Genomic DNA, 22,394 nt, shown 5'->3' with positions numbered 1-22,394 from the left:
GAAAGAGTACGGGTCTTGGTTTCGTGAATAGTTGGAAGAATTTCATCGAGAGCGAAATGGCGCTTCTCCTAACCCGAGGGCGTCGACGCCTTCGTTTGCCCTTGACATCGCCGTCGTTGTTATAGACAGGATGGCGTATCGAGGGAGGGACGCGTAATTCAGCGGGATAGAAATTCTTCAGCACGATTCGAAAACTGCCAGCACATCTATCAGGATCTTATCGTATGGAAAACAAGGCCGGTTACAAACCCATAGGAGGTGCACCCGGCCATTTGTTCGGGGAATTTTTACTACTTTGCCCCGGCCTTTCTGATGTAGATATTCCCATTGAAATTCTTGAACTGGATTTCCTGGCCGCCTCCGTTGATTGTCCCGCGAACATTTTTATCGATCTTCACACGATACTTGCCGCCTTTGCCACGATTATCTTCCACGGTCTGCTGTGGAGCAGTCGGTTGCACTTTCACATCAAAGTCACTGTAAACCTCGCCATTATCAGTGCGCAGGCTCACATTGGCTTTCAGGTCGGCCGGAAACGTGACGTCAATATCGCCATTGAGTGAGCTGAAAGCCATGGGTTTCTGCGGATCAACACGATTCAAGGTCGCCAACACATGGCCGTTCAACGCGTGCGCTACCACGCTGCCGCCGACATTTTTCAAATCAACTTCGCCATTCACATTATTGACATCAAGGTCCCCATCAACTCCGCTCACCACAATGTTGCCATCGTTCACGGAATGCAAAGAAACCGAGGTATGGGTTGGAACGGTGATCGTCAGATCGACCGTCCGCTGATAGGAATCGGTGCTCACCCGCACATTGTTGTTTTCCGCTTCAATGTTCAGGCCGGTAGAAGTCATGGGAATACGCTTCATGCCTTCAGCCCGTCCGCCAGTGTGTGCCTCGTCTCCGCGCGCTTTCGCTTCCACCACCACCTCTTTTACGTCTGCGCCTTTTACGGTGATGCTGCCGCTCACCAGGTGAGCACGAAGCGTCACAGGACGCGACGGATCAGTAAGGGGGACAGTTACTTTATTATCATTCTGCGCCCACATTGGCTGCGCCAAAGCGAACAGGGCGGCGGCTGCGATCGAAATAATGCGTTTATGAGACTTAAAGTAATAGTTCATATGGTAGTTTTCCTTGGCTTATTCATGGCGCTCAAGAACGCGTATGTCGCCATTTAAATTTTCTGCTTTTATTTCTGGCCCGCCGGAGCCGACGCGGCCTCCGGTAAATCGGTCTGACCTGAACACAAACTTGCTCCCATATCGTTCACTGCTTACCGGCTGCGCCGGCAGTGATGTCATTTCAAAATCGCTATAGACTGCGCCGTTCATGGTCTTAAAACGGAAGTCGCCCGATAGCCCGCGGACGAAATAGAGTTCCACGTTGCCATTGATGGTGGCAAAATCCGATTTTTCGCGTGGGTTTTCGCGGAATGAAACCTTCACGGGGCCATTGACCGTCTTCGCCACGCCCGAGCCCGCGACATTTTTCATATCAATGCCGCCATTCACGTTGTGGACGGAAAAATCGCCGGTTACATCCTGCACATTGACGTGGCCTGAGTTAACTGTCTTTAGCTTGACTTCAATGTTTCGCGGCACCTGAAGCTGGAAATCCATCTTCACTTTGTAACCGCGATCGCCGTGCCAGTTTGTGCATCCATCATTGCCGTTCTCACACTTGCAGCGGAAAGGCCCGTTGACGTAGAGCTTTAAGAAATCCGGCTGATCCGTAATGTCCAGAGTGACTTCTTTCTTTGCAGCGTCCATGCGGTCTTTGGACTCGGCAGAGATTGTCTTATTGACCACCAGTTGGACCTGATCACTCTGTCCGCCTGTCACTTCAATCGAACCAAAGATGTTATCGATCTCCAGGATCTTGTGGGCGGCGGTAAGATTGAAGGTCTTGCGAATCGTCTCCTTCTCCTCGAGGCGCATGCTTGAATCAGAGTCATCATCGTCGCCAGATGCATGGAGCACACTGGCGAATGCAGGCAGGAACAGCAAACCAACGGAATACATCAAAATGAATGCAAGGAATTTCTGTTTCATCACGGTTCCCTCCAATCCTTTTTAGCTAGAGCGATCTTTCGCTACGCTCGGGATAAAAGCTAGTTCAACTGCTGGATTCCCCAATCCACGCGTTTCTTTACCGTGGGATTTACGTTCGGGTCCTGCTGAACTCTTCTGAGTTGCGGCATTGCGCTCTTGTCATGCAAGTCCACCAACAGGTCGATTAATGCCACCTGCACCATGGGCGACTGCGTGGTCTGGAGCACATCCGCCAGATCGCGACGAACCTCGGGCCGGTCAGCATAGCGGCTCAGCGCATCCAGAGCGGCCAGACGCACGTCCACGTTATTGTCAAAGCGCACGGTGTGCATTAATGCGCCCATCACCTTCTGGTCGGGTTCAGGCAGACGGGTAGTCCAGCTCACGCCTTCCAGGCGCTGGCTGGCGGACTGCTGCTGCAACATTGAGAGCGCAACCGTCTGCCGTGTCGCGGCAAGTTCGCCTTGCAGATCTGCCAGCTGTTTCTGTACTTCTGGGTTCGCGCCATGATCTGCATGTTTGCCGATAAAATATCCGCATGCCAGAAAAAGGCAGGCCCAAACAATCCCCGCTGCCGGCAGTTGTCTCCAGTTGCCCAGCCCCCACAACATCGGGGCAGGAGCCTTTGTCTTTTCCGCCGCCAAGCTGCTTCGTTCCCAGCGACCTTCCTGATAACTCTCAAGCATCGCTTTAAAGCGCGATTCCAGCGCTGGACTGGGCTGCTCTTCCGGCAACTGGGCTAATTTCTGCCACAAAGCAGCTTCTTGGCCGCACTCGGCGCACTCCGCCAGGTGCTTTTCCACCACCCCCGTATGCTCAGGGTCGAGCCTGCCTTGCAGATAATCCGGTAAAAGTTCGCCAATTTCGTCGCAGTTCATTGCACACTCCCGGGCGCAGGCCATCTTCCCTGCCGTCCCTTGCCGCGTAAAGCTTTACCGCTTTCAAGCTGTTGAAATATTTCCTTCAAGTCCTGCAGCGCGCGATGGACTCGGGTTTTCACTGTGGCGACTTCGCAACCGAGCAGTTGAGCAATCTCTTCATACTTAAGGTCCTGGAAGCGGCTCAGGACCAGAACTTCGCGCTTGTCTTCCGATATCTGCATGAGCGCGCTGTGGAGCAACAATGCCTCCTGGCTTTGCTGGGCCGTATCCACAGGCGCGATAGCCGGAGCCATCTCAGGCTCGAATGCCGTTTCTGGCCGGCGCTTACGCAGCAAGTCAACGCGTGCGTTGCGGGCAATCTGGTACATCCATGCCCGGAATGCCGTTTCCGGTCGATAGCTGTGCCTATACTTGAGTATCCGGAAGAAGACTTCCTGCACCAGGTCTTCACTCACCGTTCTCTCTCCCGTTAACTTCAAGTAAAAATTGAATAAAGGCACGTGATAGCGCTCAAATAACACGCCCAGCATCTCGCCAACGCCACTGCGTACCTGGGCCATAAGTTCTTCGTCGGACATCGAGTTGGCCATCGGCGGCGGCAGGCGGTTATTTGTCCTTTCAAGGATGATTACTGAGGGCAGCAGAAAAGGTTCCCATTGATTTCTGTCGCTTTGCTCCCACCCGCCCGAGATTCTCTTCCTCTTTGATCATTTATGCGCCTGAAGCATGCCGCTCGGCGCGCGGGTCGGCCTTGCGGCGGTTTCCCGCCAAAGAGCCTTTACATACTGTCGCCTCTCCATTTCTAATATCCGGTTACGCTCATACAAGGAGAGATGAATGGTGACTCGTGCAGCGTTGATTCTACTGTGTTTGGGTCTTGCCGCTGGGGCGCAGAGCAAGCCAAAAGCGCCGACTAAAGCCGCGCCCGTCAAGAATGCCGGCAAAGCAGCGCCGGCCAAGGCGTCCCCCACAGCTATCATCCATACGACCGCTGGCGATTTAAAGTGCACGCTTTTCCCTGCACAGGCCCCCAAAGCCGTAGCCAATTTTGTGGGATTGGCCAAAGGCACCAAGCCCTGGAAGGACCCGGCAACCGGTAACACGGTTCATGGCAAGCCCCTCTATGACGGCGTGATTTTTCATCGGACGATTCCTGAATTCATGATCCAGGGCGGCGATCCTTCCGGAACCGGAAGCGGTGACGTTGGCTTTGAATTTGAAGATGAATTGCACGCCGACCTGCTCTTTGACCAGCCGGGCCGGCTCGCCATGGCCAATCGCGGGCCGAACACCAACAGTTCGCAGTTCTTTATTACAGAGAAGGAAGTTCCCTTCCTCAATCCATGCCTCGACCCCAATGGGTGCATGGGTGGCCGCCGACCGCCCAACAGCGGCTATACCATCTTTGGCCAGTGTGATGAAGCCAGCGTGGAGTTGGTAAAGAAGATCGCCCGCATGCCTTGTGGCGGCGGCATGACATGTACTGGAAACAATAGCCGTCCCCAGAATCCGGTAAAAATCTCGCACATTGATATTGTGGGGGCGGGCGGGGCAAAACCAGCGGCCAAGAAGTCGACCGGCACAAAAGCACCTGCAACGCCCAAGAAATAAGTAAGACGTTGACCTGCTACTTATAAATATTTTCGAAAGGAACACTCTATGGCACGCCAGCCAGGCACATACGCGATCTTTGATACTACTGAAGGCAAGATTGTTTGCCGACTTTTTGAGAAAGAAGCGCCCATTACCACTAAGAACTTTACCGACCTTGCCGAAGGCAAGCGAAGCTGGAAAGACAGCGTGAGCGGCAAAAGTGGTGATGGCCCGCTTTACAGCGGCACAATTTTTCACCGCGTAATTCCAGACTTCATGATTCAGGGCGGTGATCCCAGCGGCACCGGAATGGGCGGCCCGGGGTACAAATTCGGCGATGAAACCAAAGGCTCGCCTTATAAATTCGATAAAGCAGGCAAGCTGGCCATGGCCAACGCCGGCCCGGGAACAAATGGCAGCCAGTTTTTTATCACCGTCGCCGCTACGCCATGGCTCACAGGCAATCACACGATCTTTGGCGAAGTGGTGGAAGGCCAGGACATTGCAGACAAAATCTCTAAAGTAAAAAAGGGTGCTCAGGACAAGCCCGTGACGCCGGTGGTGATCAACTCCATCACAATTGAGCGCACCTAGCAACGGCCCAGCATGGATCCGGTCAAGATTGTCATCTTTGTCGTAGCATTTTTACTGCTGCTCTTCCTTGGCCGGAAGCTATCTTCCCATGGCGAGTCAATCCCAATTCCTGCTCCTATCAGCACAGGCGGTCCCGTAGAAGACGACCAAAAACAAGCAAGGCAGCCTGCCGTAATTGGGGCCGAGCTTCCCTTTCCCATCTATCTACCTGAGCTCACCCGCGATCCGGACGGCAGGTACAACAGGCCGGAATTTCATAATTATTATTTTGAAAAAACCGATCTGCTTAGCGGCCCAGCCGATCCAGCAACGTTTTACGATCATTTCTTTCTCGAGGCCAGAGACGTAGAAAATGAGCACAGAATTGTCTACAAATATTTTGTCGCAACGCCCTTAGGACTGCAGAAGGCGCTGGCAAGCAACCATCTTCCTGCCCTTCACTTGAAAGAACATGCATTTATTGTCTCCCGGTGGGACCTGCCTTTGATCCTGGAAACGGTGGTTGCTCACATCATCGAATCCTATGTGGAAGGGTTCGATCACGAGGCAAATGCCTTTCCCGACCCGGATTCCCTGGAATAATCAGCATAAAAAAGCCGGTGCATTGCGCACCGGCGTTTGGACATCCTTAAGAGTTTAGACCCCGATCACCTTCACCAACTCAGTCACGGAATCGGCGCTCTTCTGCAAGGCGGCTTGCTCCTCTGCCGTGAGCTTAATTTCAATGATCTGCTCCAGGCCGTTAGCTCCCAGCTTGCACGGCACGCCGACAAAGAGGCCTTTAATGCCGTATTCGCCCTCAAGATGGACGGCGCAGGGCAGGATCTTTTTCTTGTCCTTGAGAATGGCTTCAACCATCTCCGTGGCCGCAGCGGATGGAGCGTAATAAGCGCTGCCAGTCTTCAAATATTTCACGATCTCCGCGCCGCCGTCGCGCGTGCGCTGGATGATGGCGTCAAGCCGGTCTTTGGGGATCAATTCCGTGATCGGGATACCGGCAACGGTGGAGTATCGCGCCAGCGGCACCATAGTGTCACCATGACCGCCGAGCACAAACGCCGTCACGTTCTCCACGCTTACGTTCAGTTCTTGTGCGATAAAAGTGCGGAAGCGCGCTGAATCCAGCACGCCCGCCATTCCGATGACGCGATTGCGGGAAAACTTGCTCAGCTTGAATGCCGCCTGTGACATCGCATCCAGCGGGTTGGAAACCACGATCAGGATGCAGTTGGGCGAGTTGGCAACAACTTTGGCGATCACGTCCTGCATGATCTTGTAGTTCGTGTTGAGCAGGTCGTCGCGGCTCATGCCCGGCTTGCGAGCGATTCCAGCGGTGATCACCACAATGTCAGAGTTCGCAGTGTCGGCATAATCGTTCGTGCCCATCACGTAAGAATCGCGTTTCTCAATCGGCATCGCTTCCAGCAGGTCCAGACCTTTGCCCTGAGGCACGCCTTCCAGCACGTCAATCAAAACAACATTGGCCAGCTCTTTTGACGCCACCCAGTGAGCGCACGTCGCGCCCACGTTTCCTCCACCTACAATCGTCACTTTTTTGCGCATTCCAATTCCTTCCTGAATTTTTATGAAATCTACACTGCTGTTTTCTTGCGCCGGTCAACCATGTTTTCAACCATGTGCTTGGCAAACTCGCTGGTTTTTACCTTGGTGGAGCCTGGCATCAGACGCTCAAAGTCATACGTGACGAACTTCTGTTGGATCGTTGCTTCCAGAGAGGTTTCAATCATGCGCGCGGCTTCTGACCAGCCAAGGTAATCGAGCATCATTACGCCGGAAAGAATCACTGATCCCGGATTGATCACGTCTTTATCTGCATACTTTGGCGCCGTACCGTGTGTGGCTTCAAAAACAGCGTGCTGATCGCCTACGTTGGCTCCCGGGGCGATTCCCAGCCCGCCGACCTGAGCCGCACAGGCGTCAGAGATATAGTCGCCATTCAGGTTGGGCGTCGCCAGAATGTCATACTCCGCCGGACGGATGATGACCTGCTGGAAGATCGAGTCAGCAATGCGGTCATTGACCATGATCTTCTTTTTCCACTCGCCATTGCCGTGCGATTTAGCGAGCGAATCGAGCACATGCTTTACTTCGGCCTCAACTTCCTGCCTGAAACTGGCAGGCGCAAAGTCCATTCCGGGCTCGACCATCGCGGCGTTCTGCTCAATGCTCAGGTTTGGATTCCTATCTTTGTTATCCAGAATCCAGCTCTCGCGCTCTGTGACAATCAGGTCGCGGAATTCGTCGCGCGCTACTTCATAACCCCACTCGCGGAATGCGCCCTCAGTAAATTTCTGGATGTTGCCTTTGTGTACCAGAGTCACGGAACGGCGCTTGTTCTTGACCGCGTGCTGGATCGCCATGCGCACTAGGCGCTTGGTGCCGAAGATGGAAATCGGCTTGATGCCGATGCCGGAATCTTCGCGGATGTGCTTTTTGGTCCCGGCCAGCATGGTGTTGTTGAGATAATCGATCAGCTTTTTTACTTCAGGCGTTCCCTGCTTCCATTCGATTCCCGCGTAAACATCTTCAGTGTTTTCGCGAAAGATGATCACGTTAAGCTGGTCAGGATGCTTTACCGGCGAAGGCACGCCTGAGTAATAGCGTACGGGACGAATACATGCATAAAGGTCCATGATCTGCCGCAAGGCGACGTTCAGCGAACGAATGCCACCGCCAATAGGCGTGGTGAGCGGGCCTTTGATGGAAACATGGAGATCACGCGCCGCGTCAACCGAGCCTTGCGGCAGCCAATCTTTGAATTTAGTAAACGCCTTCTCACCAGCAAAGATTTCATACCAGTGAATCTTGCGCTTGCCGCCGTAAGCTTTCTCCACAGCGCCATCGAACACACGAACAGATGCGGCCCATATGTCGCGGCCCGTGCCGTCACCTTCAATGTAAGGGATGATTGGATTATCCGGAACCTGCATCTTGCCGCCGCTGTAAGTAATGGGGCTGCCGCCTGCCGGCAGTGGAACCCCGTTATAAGATGACGCCATGCTTCCTCCCCGAAATACATTCACAATGCAAACTTCTTACGTTACCATCGCAGCGGAGATGGCGCAAACGCTGTGACACTGATCACAGCGGCACTGACGGCATTTTTCCAATTCCATGAAAGAGAGTTACCCTGAATGCGCAAACAAGCTGTGTTTCTGCTCGTCCTATGCTCGTTTCTTGCCCAAGCGGCACGCGCTGCCGACAATCCTTATCTCTATAAAGTCACGCTGGTACAGGCCGCGCCGGGAAGATTGCTGGACCTGATCGACCTCTACAAAGCGCGCGCAGCAGAGTTGAAACAGGCCGGAGACGAAGCACCGCTATGGATGCGACACAGCCAGGGCGATCATTGGGACCTGATGGTGCTCTTCCCTGTTGGCAGCTACGCGGAGTATTACCAGCCGGCGCGAATCGCCAAGAGGCAGCAAGCGCAGCAGGCCGCAAAGCTCGACGACAAATTTAAAGAACAGATTGCGTGGCAGGAAGACTTGTTTGCCTACGGACCACCCCTGGCCGACCTGCGAAAGGCCTTTGCCGATGGGGCGTTCTTTCACGTTGAGATGTTTGTAGCTCTGCCGGGTAAATTTGCCGAACTATATAAAGAGCGCGAGATGGAAAATGCCTATTCGAAAGTCTTGAAGCAGGCGGAAAATTTCATCTTTGTGCGCGATCAGGGAGCAGCGTGGGACATCTTCACCATCGGCGTGTTCCGCGACTTGAAACATTACGCTGAGAGCGCCGACGCTTTACCGAAAGACCAGGAAGCAGCGGCGAAAGCCGCGGGATTTGACGCTCCCAGCCAGATCGGCCCATACCTGCGTCGGTTCATCCGCGAACACCATGACACGCTGGCGGTTGCGATCAAGTAGAGTTGTCTTTGCAAGCCGCAGGCGGGGCGCCTGCGGTCCACAAGTCCTATCTTTACTTCGCCATCGCTTTTTCAACTTCGTCGGCGGTGCGCGGCAGGCCATGGCTGAGCATGATGAGTTTGCCGTCCTGGCCCACGGCAAATATATCTTCAATGCGGACGCCGAGCTTTTCTTCCGGAATATAGATACCAGGCTCCAGCGTGAACACCATGCCTTTGTCAATCGGCATAGAAGGATCGTTCGCATCATGGACGTTGAGCCCCACGTGGTGTCCCAGACCGTGGATGAAGTATTTGCCCAGCGGCTCGCCATGAAGATCTTTGCCGTGCGTATTGATGTAGTCAAAAGCGATTTTGTACAGTGAATCTGGATCGGTGCGGCTGGTGGGGAGCTTGGATTTTCCCGCCTGGAACGCCTGCATCGCCGCTTCCTGCGAAGCCAGAACAATGTTGTAAATCTCGCGTTGGCGGGCGGTGAACTTGCCATTGACAGGGGCTGTCCGCGTGATATCGGTGGCGTACATCGAATACTCGCCGCCTACGTCCATTACAACTAGGTCTCCATCCTGCATGGTGCGGTCATCAGCGGAATAGTGCAGAACAGTGGAGAAGAACCCTGATCCAACAATAGGCGCGTAAGCAGGACGCTCACAGCCGCGCTTGCCAAATTCATACTGCATCAGCGCGGAAATCTCACGTTCATTGACGCCGGCATGAATAGCTTTCAATGCGGCAAGGTGAGCGGCGACTGAAGCGTCTGACGCCCGACTAATCATCTTCAGCTCGCCGGCATCTTTAACGGTGCGCAGGCGGGCGATCAGCGGCTTGGCGTCCTTGAAAGAAACGTAATTTGGGAATGAGTTACCGCGACGCAGCCATTCCAGCGGGCCAGTTGAGGCCGTCGTCGCGCCGTTGGCGCCAAGATCGGAATAAACAGTTGCGCGAGGCTGAGGCAGAAGCTTGAGCAACTCATCATGCATCTTGTCCAGGCTCTCGACCTTGTCAAAGCCAGTCTGCTGCGGCGCTTGAGGGTTTTCCGGGCCGAGCTTGGGGCCAGTCCATTTTTCCTGGGTTACGTTGTGCTCAGCCAGAAAAAGAATCTCGACGTAAGGATTGGAATTGATGAGCAGCGCCGCGCCGGGTTCCAGCCATCCGGTGAGATAAAAGAAGTTATCGTCCTGGCGAAAGCCGTAAAGGTTATTGGGGCCTTCAGCCTCAGTGGGAGCAAACAGGACGAGAGTGCCGCCTTCCATCTGTTTGGCCAGTGCTACCCGACGAGCATGGTAGTCCGCATTGTTCTGGCGTTCAGTTGCGTTGGCATAGATGCCCGCAACCAACATCCACGAACATATCAGTAAGGCTAGTTTTCGCATGCCCATTCATTTCTCCAGTAAACGCAGGGCGGATTTTACCATGCGACGTAACGTTTATCTCCCCACGTGGCCAGACTAGCGTCCCCAATGCCGACCAGCATGAATGCATTCCGTCCCAGCCGTACGGTAAGAACATTTTTTAGTTGATTTTCTGCCCGGTTTCGCAGAACCTTATGCGTCTTCCGATGCGTCCTTCTTTTTGATTCCAATAATGAGGTGTTTTGTGAAAAGTGCACGTATCAAGCCGTTGCTGTGTGGGTTGCTGCTCTCTCTGGCCACGGCAACTTTTGCGCAATCGAAACTTCCCAAAGTGGAATTCACGGATACCACGCTTGATAATGGCTTGCGGGTGATCATCGTTCCCGAGCACACAGCCCCCGTGATCGCCATCTCTCTCACCTACAATACCGGTTCGCGCAATGAAAAGCAGGGGCGCACGGGATTCGCCCATCTATTCGAGCACATGATGTTTGAAGGCTCCGCCAATGTCGGAAAAGGCGAGCACATGCTGCTGGTCCAGAACTACGGCGGCTCCCTCAACGGCAGCACCAACAACGACCAGACTAACTATTTTGAAGAGCTACCGAAGAACCAGCTCGACATGGCATTGTTTTTGGAATCGGACAGGATGAAGGCGCTGAACATTACCCAGGCGAACCTGGACAACCAGCGCAACGCCGTGCAGGAAGAACGCCGCCTGCGAGTGGATAACCAGCCTTATGGCAAATCGTTTGAAGAGCTGGAAGCCATGGCGTATGACAATTTCGCCTACCATCATTCGGTAATCGGCTCCATGGACGACCTGAACGCCGCTACGCTGGACGACGTAAAAGACTTCTTCCGCATTTATTACGCGCCGAACAACGTGGTGTTGGTGCTGACCGGGGATCTTGATCCGAAAGAGACGCTGGCGAAGGTGAAGAAATACTTCGGCAGCATTCCGCGGCAACCGGCGCCGCCTGCCGTCGATATGAAAGAGCCGGAGCACGACAAGGAAAGGCGCAAGACGCTCAACGATCCGCTGGCACGTCTTCCCCAGTACCGCGCCGTATACCTCGCTCCTCCGGGAAATACGCCTGACACGTACATTCTGCGCGTCCTTGCAGCCTTACTTTCTGATGGCCGCAGCTCGCGCTTCTACCAGCATCTGATTTCTGAGAAGCAACTGGCGCTGAACGTCAATGCCGGTTTTCAGTCGAGGCGGGGTCCCAGCCTGTTCAACGTGGGCGGGTTTCCGCGACCCGGTGTGAAGGTAGAGGACCTGGAAAAAGCCATCGACGATGAAATTGAAGCCATCAAGAAAGATGGCCCCACACCGCAGGAGATGCAGAAAGTACGCACCATTTTCCTCCGGCAGTCGATCCAGACGCGCGCTTCAGTTCTGGGGATGGCAAACCTGATTGGCACACAGACGGTCTGGTACAACGAACCCAATCTGATCAATAGCGCATATGAGAAGCTGGCGGCTGTCACCGCCGAGCAGGTAAAGCAGGCAGCGCAAAAGTATCTGGTGTCCGCTCATCGTGCTGTTGTGATCACTGTCCCTGAGGCCCGTGGTGCGGTTTCCGGCGCGGCAGGAATGCGGTAAGGAGAAAACCATGCTGAAGAAAATACTGACACTCAATTTCGCGCTTTTCCTGTTTACAGCTGGTTTGTTCGCACAGCAGCCGCAAGGGCCGGGGCCCGACAGCAAGCAGTTGCCTTCCAAAGTGCAGCGGCTCAATAAGGCGCCGGTAAACAATGAGATTTTAAAGGTGAAGTTGCCGCACCCGGTGGAAGTAGCTCTGCCTAACGGCCTCACCATGATGGTGCTTGAGCAGCACCGCCTGCCAACCGTCTATTTCAGCCTGTGGATCAAATCAGGCGCGCTCTCTGATCCGAAAGATATGCCCGGCCTCGCATCATTCACTGCCGAGTTGCTCCGCGATGGCACCGCAAAACGAAATAGCACGCAGATCGCCACTGACCTGGACGAGATGGGGGCCACATTTAATGCTGATGCCGCTTTTGGCTCAAACGTGACCACCATCACGTCGTCTGGTCTGAGCCAATCGGCCGACAAGCTGATGGACATCATGAGCGACATCGTGCTTAATCCCAGCTTCCCCGCCGACGAGTTGCAGAAATATCAACGGCGGGAAGGCGCACGGCTGATTCAGATGCGCTCGAATGCTGCCTTTCTGGCGCGCGAACGTTTCAACCGCGCGGTCTATGGCGAATTTGCCGCAGCGGTGCTGTCGCCTACGTCCGACTCTCTGAAGAAAGCCTCACCGGAAATATTGAAAGGCTTTCACGATAAATACTATGCGCCCAACAATGCCATTTTCGCCGTGTCCGGTGACATAACGGTTGCACAGGCAACCGAGCTGGCAAAAAAATACTTTGGCGCGTGGAAAAACCATCCCATCGATGCGCCCGGCATTGGGACTGTGCCGGCGCTCACTTCAGCAAAGACCATTCTGGTGGACCGGCCTGGATCAGTGCAGAGCAACATCCTTGCCGGAGGGCTTTCGCTTAAACGGTCTGATCCTGACTATATCCCACTGGTCGTGATGAACCGCATTCTGGGCGGCGGAGCGGCGGCGCGACTCTTTTCCAATCTTCGCGAAGAAAAGGGCTACACCTACGGGGCTTACAGCCGAGTGAGCAGCGATCTCTATCCCGGGTCGTTTGTGGCCAATACAGAAGTGCGCAACGCAGTGACTGACGGATCACTGCATGAGCTGATGTATGAGTTCAAGCGGCTGCGGGACGAGAAAGTTCCCCAGGGCGAACTGGAAGAATCCAAGCGCTCTATCATCTCCAGCTTTGCGCTGTCCCTGGAGAACCCGGCGGGAATCGTCAACAGTTGGATGGCGGTGAAGTATTACGGCCTGAGCAAGGACTATTGGGACCATTACTCAGACGAGTTGGCCAAGGTGGACGCTGACACAGTCCAGCGGATGGCGCGAAAGTATGTTGATCTGGACCATTTGCAGGTTGTAGTGGTGGGCGATGCCAAGCAGGTGCGCGACGCGGTGGCCAAGTACGGGACTGTTGAAGTGTACGACGCGGAAGGCAAGCCCGTGGAAGCCAAGCCAGCAGAAGCCAAACAAGATGCAGCGCCCGGCACAAAGTAAGTCGAACTGCCCTCCCCCAGGCAAAGCCCGGAGCAATCCGGGCTTTTTTACAACCCGAGAGCGAGGGTACCCTACTGTTACCTTAAAAATGCGTAGGAACAAATAGCGTTTTCATTGCAGCTCCGATTCTGTTTCTATGATCATTGCAATCTTTTGCTTCGCTTGAGACTCAGGGAGAAAGTACAGCATGACCACGAGTGATAATACGACTCTCTTGCAGGGAGTAAAGATCGTAAGCCTGGCGCTGAATGTTCCCGGGCCTGTGACAGCGGCGCGCCTGACCAAGCTTGGGGCTGAGGTCACTAAAGTCGAGCCACCGACTGGAGACGCCACCAAGATCGCTGCGCCAGCATTGTACGAATCGCTCTGCCAAGGGCAAACGGTATTGCGCCTGGATCTTAAATCTCCGGAAGGACGCGCAGAGCTGGATGATTTGCTGGCGAAGGCGGACTTGTTGCTCGCGTCATTTCGTCCGTCGGCATTGCAGAGGCTGCGGCTGGATTGGGAAAGTCTGCATGCTCGCCATCCCAAGCTGTGTTTTGTAGGGATCATTGGATACCCTGCTCCACACCAGGAGCGTACCGGCCACGATCTGACCTATCAGTGTGATTTGGGGCTGGTGCGGCCGCCGCAGATGCCGCCAACTTTGTTTATCGACCTTGCGGGTGCTGAAAGGGCTGTAAGCATGGCGCTGGCGCTTCTGAATCGATCGGCGCGCAAAGGCGAGGCAGGCTGCGCGTGGGTTTCCCTTCATGAATGCGCGCGCGATCTGGCGATGCCGCTCAAAGCCGGTCTTACAACGTCCAACGGATTGCTGGGAGGAGCGTACCCGCTTTATGGTTTTTATCGGACCAACGATGGATGGATTGCCGTAGCGGCGCTGGAGCCGCATTTTGCGCAAAAGCTGCTGTCTGAACTTGGCCTCAAGAAAGCGGACCGCACAGCACTTGAACGCATCTTTCTCCAACGCAAAGCCGCGTCCTGGGAAAAATGGGCGGCGGAACTCGACCTGCCGCTGGTCGCGGTGCGAGAGGCAGGATGAAAGTTTGGTATTCGCAGCGTCCGCGGCCGGGTCGTCGCGCTGGCAAGTAAGCCCATCTGCCATGTACGATGTTTCGACACTCTATTAAGAAGAAGGACAAACACCTGTGTTTGAAAAGAACTTACTCGCAGGCAAGAGAATTCTGGTCACCGGCGGGGCAACCGGCCTGGGCAAGAGCATGGGCAAACGCTTCCTTGAACTGGGCGCATCGCTATACATCTGCGGACGGCGCGAAGACGTGCTTACGGAAGCCGCCGATGAGCTAAGCAAAGCTACTGGCGGGACGGTGAAGACGTTTTCCTGCGATGTTCGCGATAATCAGCGAGTCAATGCCATGATCGACGAGATCTGGCAAGATGGGCCGCTGGACGCGCTGGTGAACAACGCTGCCGGTAATTTTCTCTGCCGCACAGAAGAGCTTTCCATTGGAGCGTTTGAAGCTGTGATCGGAATCGTGCTCATGGGCACGCTTCATTGCACCATGGCGTGCGGCAAGCGGTGGATCAAAGAAAAGCGCAAAGCCAGCGTCCTGAGCATCACCACCACGTACGCCCAGTGGGGCTCGCCTTATGTGGTGCCTTCGTCGGTGGCCAAGGCGGGCGTGTTGAACATGACGCGCAGCCTCGCGGTGGAGTGGGGGAAATACGGAATTCGATTTAACGCCATCGCGCCCGGTCCGGTCCCGACAGAAGGCGCATTCTCGCGGTTGATGCCCGTGAAATCCCTGGAAGAAATCGCAAAGAAGAAAAATCCTCTGGGACGTTTTGGCACGCATGAAGAGCTGGCCGACCTGGCGGCCTTTGTGCTGAGCGACCGATCAGGCTACGTGAACGGAGAACAAATCGTTATGGACGGCGGCGAGCAACTCAAAGGCGCAAGCGAGTTCGGGCATATGGGCGATATGCTGACGGAAGAGCAGTGGCAAATGATGAAGCCGAAGAAGAAAGGCTAGGGCTGGCGGAGCAAAAGTTTCTTTAAGCAGGTTTCCGCTTTACCCGGCTACCAACCCCGGCTGGAGCGGAAGCAGCCTTGTTCGCGTTTTTAATAAAGAGATGCGCAATGCGATTCGTCGGCCCGCGTACCAGAACGTAAGGCACAATCGCCAGCACAAACGCGACAATCAGCATTTCTCCCGGATAAAACGCATGCAGAACGAGTGGCTGGTAGATGAGTTCCAGCACGGTCGCGAGAATGAAGATCCTGCCGGCATGCTTCCAGCCGTCCTGTAAAAACTCTTTGCGATGCTGAGAGCCCGAAAACATGCCCCAGAGATATGGCGGGTTGCCGAGCTTTGCATCCTTGATCCCGCCAATCATCGCCAGGAGCATCGCCATCACGGGCTGCATGATGAACCGGAAGTGAAGCGGGCCATCTAAACGCCCGAAGAGATTATCGACCACTCTTTGCCATATGTCGTTCAACGGATTACCTCTTCTCCTGCGCAGCTCCGCCCGCTCTTGAGTGCTGCTCTGACATTGACCTAAGCTTAGAAACTGCAGCAACGGGCTGCTACTGGCAAAACTGACAGAAAGAATTGCATACAAGTTCTTCTGCGGGGATGTTTCGGCGGGGATGTTTCGGCGGGGATGTCTCGATGTTTCGGCGGGGATGTCTCGGCGGGGATGTCTCGGCGGGGATGTCTCGGCGGGGATGTCTCGGCGGGGATGTCTCGGCGGGGATGTCTCGGCGGGGATGTCTCGGCGGGGATGTCTCAAATCCCTGGCGTCCACGGGTGAAAAACGAAATGGCCTTCCTCCACCTAGCGATGGAGGAAGGCCATTGTCGATGAGTCGCTATTGCTGACCCGCGGCAGCGGTTTCAGCTACGACAGCGCTCGCTTTTTCAACGGTCCGGAGACCCTTGAACTTGCTGCTCTCAATAATTTTATTTTTGGGCAGCTTTACTTCAGACGTCTGCGCAGGCTTCTCTGTTGGAACCATGACGAGGTCCGCGCGACGGTTGTAAGCCAGAACCAATGCGGTTGTAACCCGACGGTTCAAGCCGTTCTTTTCTTCCAGGGCTTTCACAGCAGCCTTGTCTAGTTGCTGGTTTTCTCCCAGGGCTTCGATAACAATCTTGCTTTCATCTACGCCAAGAGATACCAGGGCGGCTTTCACGATGTTAGCGCGCCGCAGGCTAAGCGCCATATTGAAGTCATCGGAGCTGCGGGGGTCAGTATTCGCGATGATTTTCAGTTTGGTGTCAGGATCGTATTCCAGGAACTTCTTGTAACCGGCTACCGCACCGTCCAGTAGCGATTTCTCGCCATTGAGCAGGCCAATTTCCGGATGCTTTTCCGTGGGATAAGCCGTGGGGAAGAAGACGCTGGCTAGCGGAACCACGGGCAGAGGCTCAATGGTGCCGGTGATATGAACTGCAGCCAGAGTTTTATCCAGACCGCCGCAATTGTTGGTGGCCGTGAGTACGTACATGGCCATCTCGTCCACAGGACCGATGTTGGTCTGTTTGGGATCCGCCGGCACTGCCTTCTCTCCATTGGTCGCAACCGCGCCCAGTGGATTGATGGCAGCCGTCTGCGCGTTCGTCGTGGTCCACGCCAGAGTTGACGTTCCGGGAACGATGACTTTGTCATCGATCTTGCGATAGTGGACTTCAGTTGGATTCGCCGTCAGAGCAGTCTGCACGTTGGGGTCAACATGCACAGTGGCTGCCTGCGTGACGATTCCGCCAGGACCCTTCGCCTGGAACGTATAGGTTGTGGTCTGGGTCGGAGAATCAACCCGCTCTCCGGAGGCCGGCACTGCTTGCATCGGTGATGCTGCGATGCCAACTTCGGCGGCTTCAGTTGAATTCCAGCTCAGCGTAACGGTTTCGCCGCATTGGATGTCAATCTTGTTTGCGGTGAAATTGCCGGTGACCGGGGCAACGGCGATGCTGGCCGAGTTTGCGCCAGTATGGAAGCGGTTCAGTGAAGCCTTGTGTCCGGCTTTGTCCCAGTTGTGGTATTTGTGCGTCTTGTCTCCGATGTCGATTACCAGGCGCTGGTTTGCCAGCACTTCAATCTTGTCGGTAAAGAACGGCTCGGTTTCCTTTGGATTCACCAGGAACAACTCATAGGTCCCCACCGGCAGAACGAGTTTCTGCGTGGCGAGCTTCTCATTGTTCATTTCATCGATGTGGCCAACGAAATATTCCGGCTTCACACCATTAATGAATACAGCGGCTTTGTCGTTTACATTGCCCTCAATCTGAATGCGTCCCCACGGACCGCTTACAGATCCCGGTACTGCCTGCAGCCGCGCAACGATTTCCGGATTGCGGCCCGCTTGCAGCGTTACTGTTTGTACCTGCGGCACAAAGCCGTAGTTGTAAACACCGATGGTGTGCTCACCAGCGGAGAGATTGATGGTTTGGCTGCGGTGCGCAAAAGGCTGCCCATCCACAAAAATGTAGGCTTCCGGTGGACTTACCCTCACCTTTATGGATGCATCCTGCGCTGATGCGATGCTAACGCCGAGCGCAAGAAGTGCCGCGATAATAACGAAGCGACTCATAATTTTACGGTACATCTCTTTCCTCCTCGAACCTGTCATGGCGCCAATCTTTTTGTCGCCGCCAGGTTTTCAAAAAACTGAATGATTGCTTTCTGGTTCCCACTTTTCAGCTTCAATCATGGGACTAAGAATGGATGGATGAAACTGGCAAAAATACTAGTTCGCCTGAACGTCAAATCTGGAAAGGGAGTTCCTGTAAGCCGGATTCATTGCCTTCATTGAACATCTGCCGCGATGATCTTTTACGCCGCAATCTGTGCTGGATTTTGTTGCAGACCAAAATGTTGTCTTTGCATCCTGGCCCGTGCACGAAACAACTGGGAGCGGCTGGTAGAACCGGAGATCTTGAGCATGCGGGCAATCTCCTTGTGCTTGAATCCGGCGGTATGAAGCATGATGAGACTTCGATCGGTTGATGACAGGCTAGACAGGATCTGCGAGATGAAAATACGGTCGTCCAGGCCGCACGGCTTGCCAAAAACCCGGTCAGAAAGATCGGTGCTCTCGCCTGACGGGGATGTGATCTCCAGCTGTAGGAAATTGCGCTTATTCTTGCGAAAATGGCGGAAAATGATGTTTACCGCGATCCGATGCAGCCACGTCCTGAATGCTGAACGCCCCTGGAAGTCAGCCAGCTTTTCCCATAACTGAATGAACACCTCCTGGGTAAGTTCTTCGGCCAATTCGCGATTACAGCCCAGACGACGGCACTGGCCAGAAACGTAGCTTTTGTACCGATGGTACAAGAGTTGAAACGCCTCCTCATTACCCTGCTGCGCTTGTGCCACGATTGTCTTTTCCGGTATTCGTTGATCGCTGTTGCTTTCCGCCGTTTTCATCACATCCTCTTTTCCACCATCGCTAATCGCGCCTGTGCTGAAGAAACTAACCCGATTGCAGCGGCGGCAGAACTGGCAAAATTGCCAGATCATCTCAACCCAGCCCACAACCAGAAAAGTCGTGAATTTCTACCAAATACGCGAGAACGGGCGAAATTGAGCTGATGGGCGCATTCCAACTCCTTTTTCCGCAATCAGTTGGGGAGAAAAGCCGCCTCACAAGTGTGTGACGAGCATCACGGTGCACCAGGGGACGAAAGGAGTACAAGTTCCTTTGATGAGTCTGCATTCGTGAACGGACTCGCATGCCGGCTGGGCCCACAAGCTAATCAACTGTCCTTGAACTGAGTAAAAATGATGTTTTTTCGGCCACTTAGTCTTGCCGTGTTAATGATGTTTATGCTCGGCCTCCGCCCTGCCTCAGAACCCGCGGAGCCCCGGGACCAGTTCGGGATTTTGTTTATTACTTCAGTGGATCCGGACCAGCCGGGCATTGCGACGGTGATCGATGAAGCACGATCTGAAATTCAGGCGGGCATTGATCGTCCTGTCCATTTTGATGTTGAGTATCTGGACCCGTATCTTTTCGCCCACACGGGAGAAAATGAAACCAGGATTGCAGCTTTCCTTGAGGCAAAGTACAGCCACCAGAGATTTGACGTCATCATCACCATCGGCGACCAGCCGCTTGCATTTGCTGAAAAGCAAGGGCCGCGTCTATTCCCGCAGGCTTCCATCGTTTCCCTGCTGATCGATTCTGCGTTGCCTTCCCCGGGCCCAGTGCATACGGGAGTTTCTGTTCAAGTCCTGCTGAATTTTGTACCGACTCTCAAGGCGGCCCTGGACCAGAATCCTGACACACGCCAGGTGGTGTTGGTTGCCGGGTCTTCCCGCCATGATCGGTTGAAGGTGGACGAGGCAAAGAAGGAATTCAACAGCAATTTTCCGGACATCAAGGTAGTGGATTTTACAGATAATAGCGTGGATGAACTGAAGTTAAAAGTCGCCACCCTCGGGCCTGAATCAATCATCCTTTTTCTGGATTTAACAGCCGATAAGACTGGTGAAGAGTACATCAGCGCGCGTGTGCTGCCGGAAATAGCGCAAGCAGCCAACAGACCTATCTATGGAATCTCTTCAGAACAAGTTGGAAAAGGAGTTGTGGGCGGCAGCGTAATTGACATGCGTGAGGTCGGGCAAATGATGGGAAAAACCGCCCTGCGCGTATTGCAGGGTGAAAAGCCCGAGTCCATTCCGGTTACGGCTGCCGAATTCCAGCATTATGTTTTTGATGCAGCGGAAATGGCGCGATGGGGCATCATCAACCTGCCAACCAATAGCATTGTGATCGGTCAGGAAAGCAGCCCATGGAACCAGTACAAATGGCAGATTTTCGGACTAGGCGTCGCGGTATTCCTGGAAGGAACGTTAATTGCTTCACTTCTAAAGATCAGCACTCAGCGCCAGCGCGCGGAACGCAAGCTGGCGCGTATGCGTGCCGTGGAGAACCTGGAGATTGGACTGGCCGCAACGTTGCTCCATCTTCCGGCGGAGATGCTAAATGCGGCGATCGATCGCGGCTTTAAACAGTTCATTGATTTTTTCGGGATTGACTGCATCAGCCTGTTCGAATATCTGGAGGATAAGGGCCGGTTTCATCTGCTGCATCATCGCAGTATCCGGGGCAGTTCCCTGCGGATGGCGCGGCTGAAGCAGGAAGACTGCGCGTGGGCAAGCAGCCAGTTACTTCACGGCCAAACAGTCGCCATCCGCACGCGTGCCCAGTTGCATCGTGAAACCCCCAGCGTAGTGCCGGCAGTTACCCAGGCTGGGCTCCACTCCTTTGCCGGAGTGCCGCTAAAAGCCGCGGGCAAAGTTACTGGCGTGCTTTTTTTCTCATCTTCAAAAGAGCGGGATTGGGACGCCACTTTATTAGCGGAGTTACAAAGGATTGCCAACATTGTCGGGATCGGCCTGGAACGGATGCGCACGAACGCGGCACTGGAGCAATCAGAACGGCTCAAAACTGCGATCCTGGCTTCGTTGCCTTCGTTAGTTGTAGTGCTCGACCTGGAAGGCAATATCACTAGCGTTAATCCCACAGCCCTGATGGACGCCAGGAACGCCGGACTCAGGGCCGAGGTGTTGCGCCCTGGTCTCAACTACTTTGATATTTGCAGGGCGGCCACGGCAAGCGGTTCGCAGTATGCGCCGATGGCCCTGCAAGGACTCCAGCAGGTCTGCTCCAAAGCCAGCAGCCAGTTTGAAATGGAATACCCTTCCGAAACTGCGGCGCAGGAGCAGTGGTTCCACATGACGGCCGTTCCTTTGGTTGGGAAGCAAGGTGGGGTCGTGGTAAGCCATACGGATGTCACTCTACGCAAACTCGCGGAATTTAACCTTAAGGAAAGCGAGACCCGCTTCCGGCTTATGGCAGACTCGGCGCCGGTATTGATGTGGATGTCAGGAGGGGACAAGCTTTGCACGTATTTTAATAAGAGCTGGCTGGATTTCACCGGAAACCGGATGGAGGACGAAGTAGGAGAAGGCTGGCTACGAGGCGTCCATCCGGAAGACCTGCAGCACTGTCTTGGGGTTTACACCACCGCGTTTGATGCCAGAGAGCGGTTCACCATGGAATACCGGCTGCGCCGCGCTGACGGTCAGTACCGCTGGGTGGTGGACCGTGGCGTGCCAAGGTTCCGGACAGACGGGACTTTCTCCGGCTATATCGGTTGCGCCGACGATATCACCGTGCAAAAGGAAACGGAGGCGGCGCGCGCGGAAATCAGCGGGCGGCTCATCCGCGCCCAGGAAGAAGAGCGCGCAAGAATCGCGCGCGAGCTGCATGACGACATCAACCAGAAGCTTGGCCTGCTGGCCATTGACATTCAACAACTGGAACAGAGTCTGCCGGGGTTGGATGCGAGCGGACACTGCGCCTTAACGCAGCTTTTCGAAAAAACAAACCACATTTCAAGCGACGTGCAAAGACTCTCACACCAACTGCACTCCTCCAGGCTCGATTACCTGGGACTGCCCGCGGCCTTGCGCCGCTTATGCCAGGAGTTCGCCGAGCAACACCATATTGCAACCGACTGCGCCATTGGAACTGTACCGGCCAACATGCCGCGGGAAGTGAGTCTGGGTCTTTTCCGTGTAGCGCAGGAGTGCCTTAACAATACGGCCAAGCACAGCACGGCAAAGCACGCCAAAGTGGAATTGCTCTGGGACAGCCAGACACTCCGCATGAACGTCTCTGACAATGGGGTTGGGTTTGATGCGGCAAAAGTGGGCATGCGACAGGAACCGGGGCTTGGCCTCATCAGCATGCGGGAACGGCTGAGGCTGGTGAATGGGACATTTTCTGTCCTTTCAGATCCCGAGGGAACCACAATCACTGCAATCATCCCTTTGCAAAGTGAAAGCAACGATCTGGGACACGCAAAGTCGAAAGCCATTGGACTGGCTGGATAAACAAGGAGT

Annotated in this window: 19 protein-coding genes; 9 read left to right on the top strand and 10 right to left on the bottom strand. The window is 54.5% G+C overall.

What is annotated here, in order from left to right; translation table 11 throughout:
• Positions 1–290: 290 nt before the first annotated feature.
• The 4 genes from LAO76_08445 to LAO76_08430 all read right to left on the bottom strand — a co-directional run bounded on the left by LAO76_08445 (position 291) and on the right by LAO76_08430 (position 3,504).
• The gene (locus LAO76_08445; GenBank protein MBZ5490946.1) at positions 291–1,058 is read right to left on the bottom strand and encodes a DUF4097 family beta strand repeat-containing protein; all 768 of its coding nucleotides are present in this window, start codon (positions 1,056–1,058) and stop codon (positions 291–293) included.
• A gap of 93 nt (positions 1,059–1,151) precedes the next feature.
• Entirely contained in the window at positions 1,152–2,063 is a 912-nt protein-coding gene (locus LAO76_08440; GenBank protein ID MBZ5490945.1) for a hypothetical protein, read from the bottom strand.
• A 59-nt stretch (positions 2,064–2,122) separates the two neighbouring features.
• Entirely contained in the window at positions 2,123–2,965 is an 843-nt protein-coding gene (locus LAO76_08435; protein ID MBZ5490944.1) for a zf-HC2 domain-containing protein, read from the bottom strand.
• Positions 2,938–3,504: an RNA polymerase sigma factor gene (locus LAO76_08430; protein MBZ5490943.1), complete on the bottom strand. Its 567-nt coding sequence runs from the start codon at positions 3,502–3,504 to the stop codon at positions 2,938–2,940. Before LAO76_08430 ends, LAO76_08435 begins: the two co-directional genes overlap by 28 nt.
• 277 nt (positions 3,505–3,781) lie before the next feature.
• Here LAO76_08430 and LAO76_08425 point away from each other — a divergent pair, with 277 nt between their 5' ends.
• From LAO76_08425 to LAO76_08415, 3 genes are read left to right on the top strand one after another with little or no spacing between them, the layout of a single operon-like run.
• The gene (locus LAO76_08425) at positions 3,782–4,555 is read left to right on the top strand and encodes a peptidylprolyl isomerase (protein ID MBZ5490942.1); all 774 of its coding nucleotides are present in this window, start codon (positions 3,782–3,784) and stop codon (positions 4,553–4,555) included.
• Positions 4,556–4,603: 48 nt separating this feature from the next.
• Positions 4,604–5,131: a peptidylprolyl isomerase gene (locus LAO76_08420; protein ID MBZ5490941.1), complete on the top strand. Its 528-nt coding sequence runs from the start codon at positions 4,604–4,606 to the stop codon at positions 5,129–5,131.
• 12 nt (positions 5,132–5,143) lie between these two features.
• Entirely contained in the window at positions 5,144–5,713 is a 570-nt protein-coding gene (locus LAO76_08415; GenBank protein ID MBZ5490940.1) for a hypothetical protein, read from the top strand.
• Between the two features lie 54 nt (positions 5,714–5,767).
• Here the strand turns inward: LAO76_08415 and mdh are convergent, their stop codons facing one another.
• Both mdh and LAO76_08405 read right to left on the bottom strand, forming a co-directional pair.
• Entirely contained in the window at positions 5,768–6,694 is a 927-nt protein-coding gene (gene mdh, locus LAO76_08410; GenBank protein MBZ5490939.1) for a malate dehydrogenase, read from the bottom strand.
• Between the two features lie 29 nt (positions 6,695–6,723).
• Complete coding sequence (locus tag LAO76_08405; GenBank protein ID MBZ5490938.1) at positions 6,724–8,151, bottom strand: NADP-dependent isocitrate dehydrogenase; 1,428 nt, start codon at positions 8,149–8,151, stop codon at positions 6,724–6,726.
• A 135-nt stretch (positions 8,152–8,286) separates the two neighbouring features.
• Between LAO76_08405 and LAO76_08400 the strand changes: the two genes are divergently transcribed.
• Positions 8,287–9,021 (top strand): hypothetical protein, encoded by a 735-nt coding sequence (locus LAO76_08400; GenBank protein MBZ5490937.1) that lies wholly within the window; start codon positions 8,287–8,289, stop codon positions 9,019–9,021.
• A gap of 52 nt (positions 9,022–9,073) precedes the next feature.
• Here LAO76_08400 and LAO76_08395 read toward each other — a convergent pair whose 3' ends face one another.
• A complete protein-coding gene (locus tag LAO76_08395) occupies positions 9,074–10,393 on the bottom strand; it encodes a Xaa-Pro peptidase family protein (GenBank protein MBZ5490936.1) in 1,320 nt (439 codons plus the stop codon).
• Between the two features lie 223 nt (positions 10,394–10,616).
• Between LAO76_08395 and LAO76_08390 the strand changes: the two genes are divergently transcribed.
• From LAO76_08390 to LAO76_08375, 4 genes are all read left to right on the top strand, one after another.
• Positions 10,617–11,981 carry an insulinase family protein gene (locus tag LAO76_08390; protein ID MBZ5490935.1) on the top strand — a complete coding sequence of 455 codons (1,365 nt, stop codon included), beginning with the start codon at positions 10,617–10,619 and terminating at the stop codon, positions 11,979–11,981.
• A gap of 10 nt (positions 11,982–11,991) precedes the next feature.
• Positions 11,992–13,512, top strand: a complete 1,521-nt coding sequence (locus tag LAO76_08385; GenBank protein MBZ5490934.1) for an insulinase family protein — start codon at positions 11,992–11,994, stop codon at positions 13,510–13,512.
• Positions 13,513–13,699: 187 nt separating this feature from the next.
• A complete protein-coding gene (locus LAO76_08380) occupies positions 13,700–14,554 on the top strand; it encodes a CoA transferase (GenBank protein MBZ5490933.1) in 855 nt (284 codons plus the stop codon).
• Between the two features lie 106 nt (positions 14,555–14,660).
• On the top strand, positions 14,661–15,506 hold the full coding sequence (locus LAO76_08375; protein MBZ5490932.1) for an SDR family oxidoreductase: 846 nt from the start codon (positions 14,661–14,663) through the stop codon (positions 15,504–15,506).
• A gap of 22 nt (positions 15,507–15,528) precedes the next feature.
• On the opposite strand, the gene LAO76_08370 is transcribed toward LAO76_08375, so the two are convergent.
• From LAO76_08370 to LAO76_08360, 3 genes are all read right to left on the bottom strand, one after another.
• Complete coding sequence (locus tag LAO76_08370) at positions 15,529–15,975, bottom strand: hypothetical protein (GenBank protein MBZ5490931.1); 447 nt, start codon at positions 15,973–15,975, stop codon at positions 15,529–15,531.
• A gap of 372 nt (positions 15,976–16,347) precedes the next feature.
• Complete coding sequence (locus LAO76_08365) at positions 16,348–18,084, bottom strand: OmpA family protein (protein MBZ5490930.1); 1,737 nt, start codon at positions 18,082–18,084, stop codon at positions 16,348–16,350.
• A 227-nt stretch (positions 18,085–18,311) separates the two neighbouring features.
• Positions 18,312–19,016 (bottom strand): RNA polymerase sigma factor, encoded by a 705-nt coding sequence (locus LAO76_08360; protein MBZ5490929.1) that lies wholly within the window; start codon positions 19,014–19,016, stop codon positions 18,312–18,314.
• A gap of 291 nt (positions 19,017–19,307) precedes the next feature.
• Between LAO76_08360 and LAO76_08355 the strand changes: the two genes are divergently transcribed.
• Positions 19,308–22,385: a PAS domain S-box protein gene (locus LAO76_08355; protein MBZ5490928.1), complete on the top strand. Its 3,078-nt coding sequence runs from the start codon at positions 19,308–19,310 to the stop codon at positions 22,383–22,385.
• The last annotated feature ends 9 nt before the right edge of the window (positions 22,386–22,394 follow it).

The organism is Terriglobia bacterium (assembly GCA_020072645.1).
Classification (GTDB): Bacteria; Acidobacteriota; Terriglobia; order Terriglobales; family Acidobacteriaceae; genus Angelobacter.
The sequence above is the reverse complement of the archived record's forward strand: the minus strand, read 5'-3'. Positions and strand labels throughout refer to the sequence as shown.

What these genes read in the sequence shown, in the direction of transcription:
- LAO76_08435 (MBZ5490944.1), bottom strand. Translation starts at nt 2,965, where the DNA reads ATGGCCTGCGCCCGGGAGTGTGCAATGAACTGCGACGAAATTGGCGAA.
- LAO76_08420 (MBZ5490941.1), top strand. Translation starts at nt 4,604, where the DNA reads ATGGCACGCCAGCCAGGCACATACGCGATCTTTGATACTACTGAAGGC.
- LAO76_08365 (MBZ5490930.1), bottom strand. Translation starts at nt 18,084, where the DNA reads ATGTACCGTAAAATTATGAGTCGCTTCGTTATTATCGCGGCACTTCTT.
- LAO76_08445 (MBZ5490946.1), bottom strand. Translation starts at nt 1,058, where the DNA reads ATGTGGGCGCAGAATGATAATAAAGTAACTGTCCCCCTTACTGATCCG.
- LAO76_08385 (MBZ5490934.1), top strand. Translation starts at nt 11,992, where the DNA reads ATGCTGAAGAAAATACTGACACTCAATTTCGCGCTTTTCCTGTTTACA.
- LAO76_08440 (MBZ5490945.1), bottom strand. Translation starts at nt 2,063, where the DNA reads ATGAAACAGAAATTCCTTGCATTCATTTTGATGTATTCCGTTGGTTTG.
- LAO76_08430 (MBZ5490943.1), bottom strand. Translation starts at nt 3,504, where the DNA reads ATGGCCCAGGTACGCAGTGGCGTTGGCGAGATGCTGGGCGTGTTATTT.
- mdh (MBZ5490939.1), bottom strand. Translation starts at nt 6,694, where the DNA reads ATGCGCAAAAAAGTGACGATTGTAGGTGGAGGAAACGTGGGCGCGACG.
- LAO76_08415 (MBZ5490940.1), top strand. Translation starts at nt 5,144, where the DNA reads ATGGATCCGGTCAAGATTGTCATCTTTGTCGTAGCATTTTTACTGCTG.
- LAO76_08400 (MBZ5490937.1), top strand. Translation starts at nt 8,287, where the DNA reads ATGCGCAAACAAGCTGTGTTTCTGCTCGTCCTATGCTCGTTTCTTGCC.
- LAO76_08380 (MBZ5490933.1), top strand. Translation starts at nt 13,700, where the DNA reads ATGACCACGAGTGATAATACGACTCTCTTGCAGGGAGTAAAGATCGTA.
- LAO76_08425 (MBZ5490942.1), top strand. Translation starts at nt 3,782, where the DNA reads ATGGTGACTCGTGCAGCGTTGATTCTACTGTGTTTGGGTCTTGCCGCT.
- LAO76_08405 (MBZ5490938.1), bottom strand. Translation starts at nt 8,151, where the DNA reads ATGGCGTCATCTTATAACGGGGTTCCACTGCCGGCAGGCGGCAGCCCC.
- LAO76_08355 (MBZ5490928.1), top strand. Translation starts at nt 19,308, where the DNA reads ATGCTCGGCCTCCGCCCTGCCTCAGAACCCGCGGAGCCCCGGGACCAG.
- LAO76_08395 (MBZ5490936.1), bottom strand. Translation starts at nt 10,393, where the DNA reads ATGCGAAAACTAGCCTTACTGATATGTTCGTGGATGTTGGTTGCGGGC.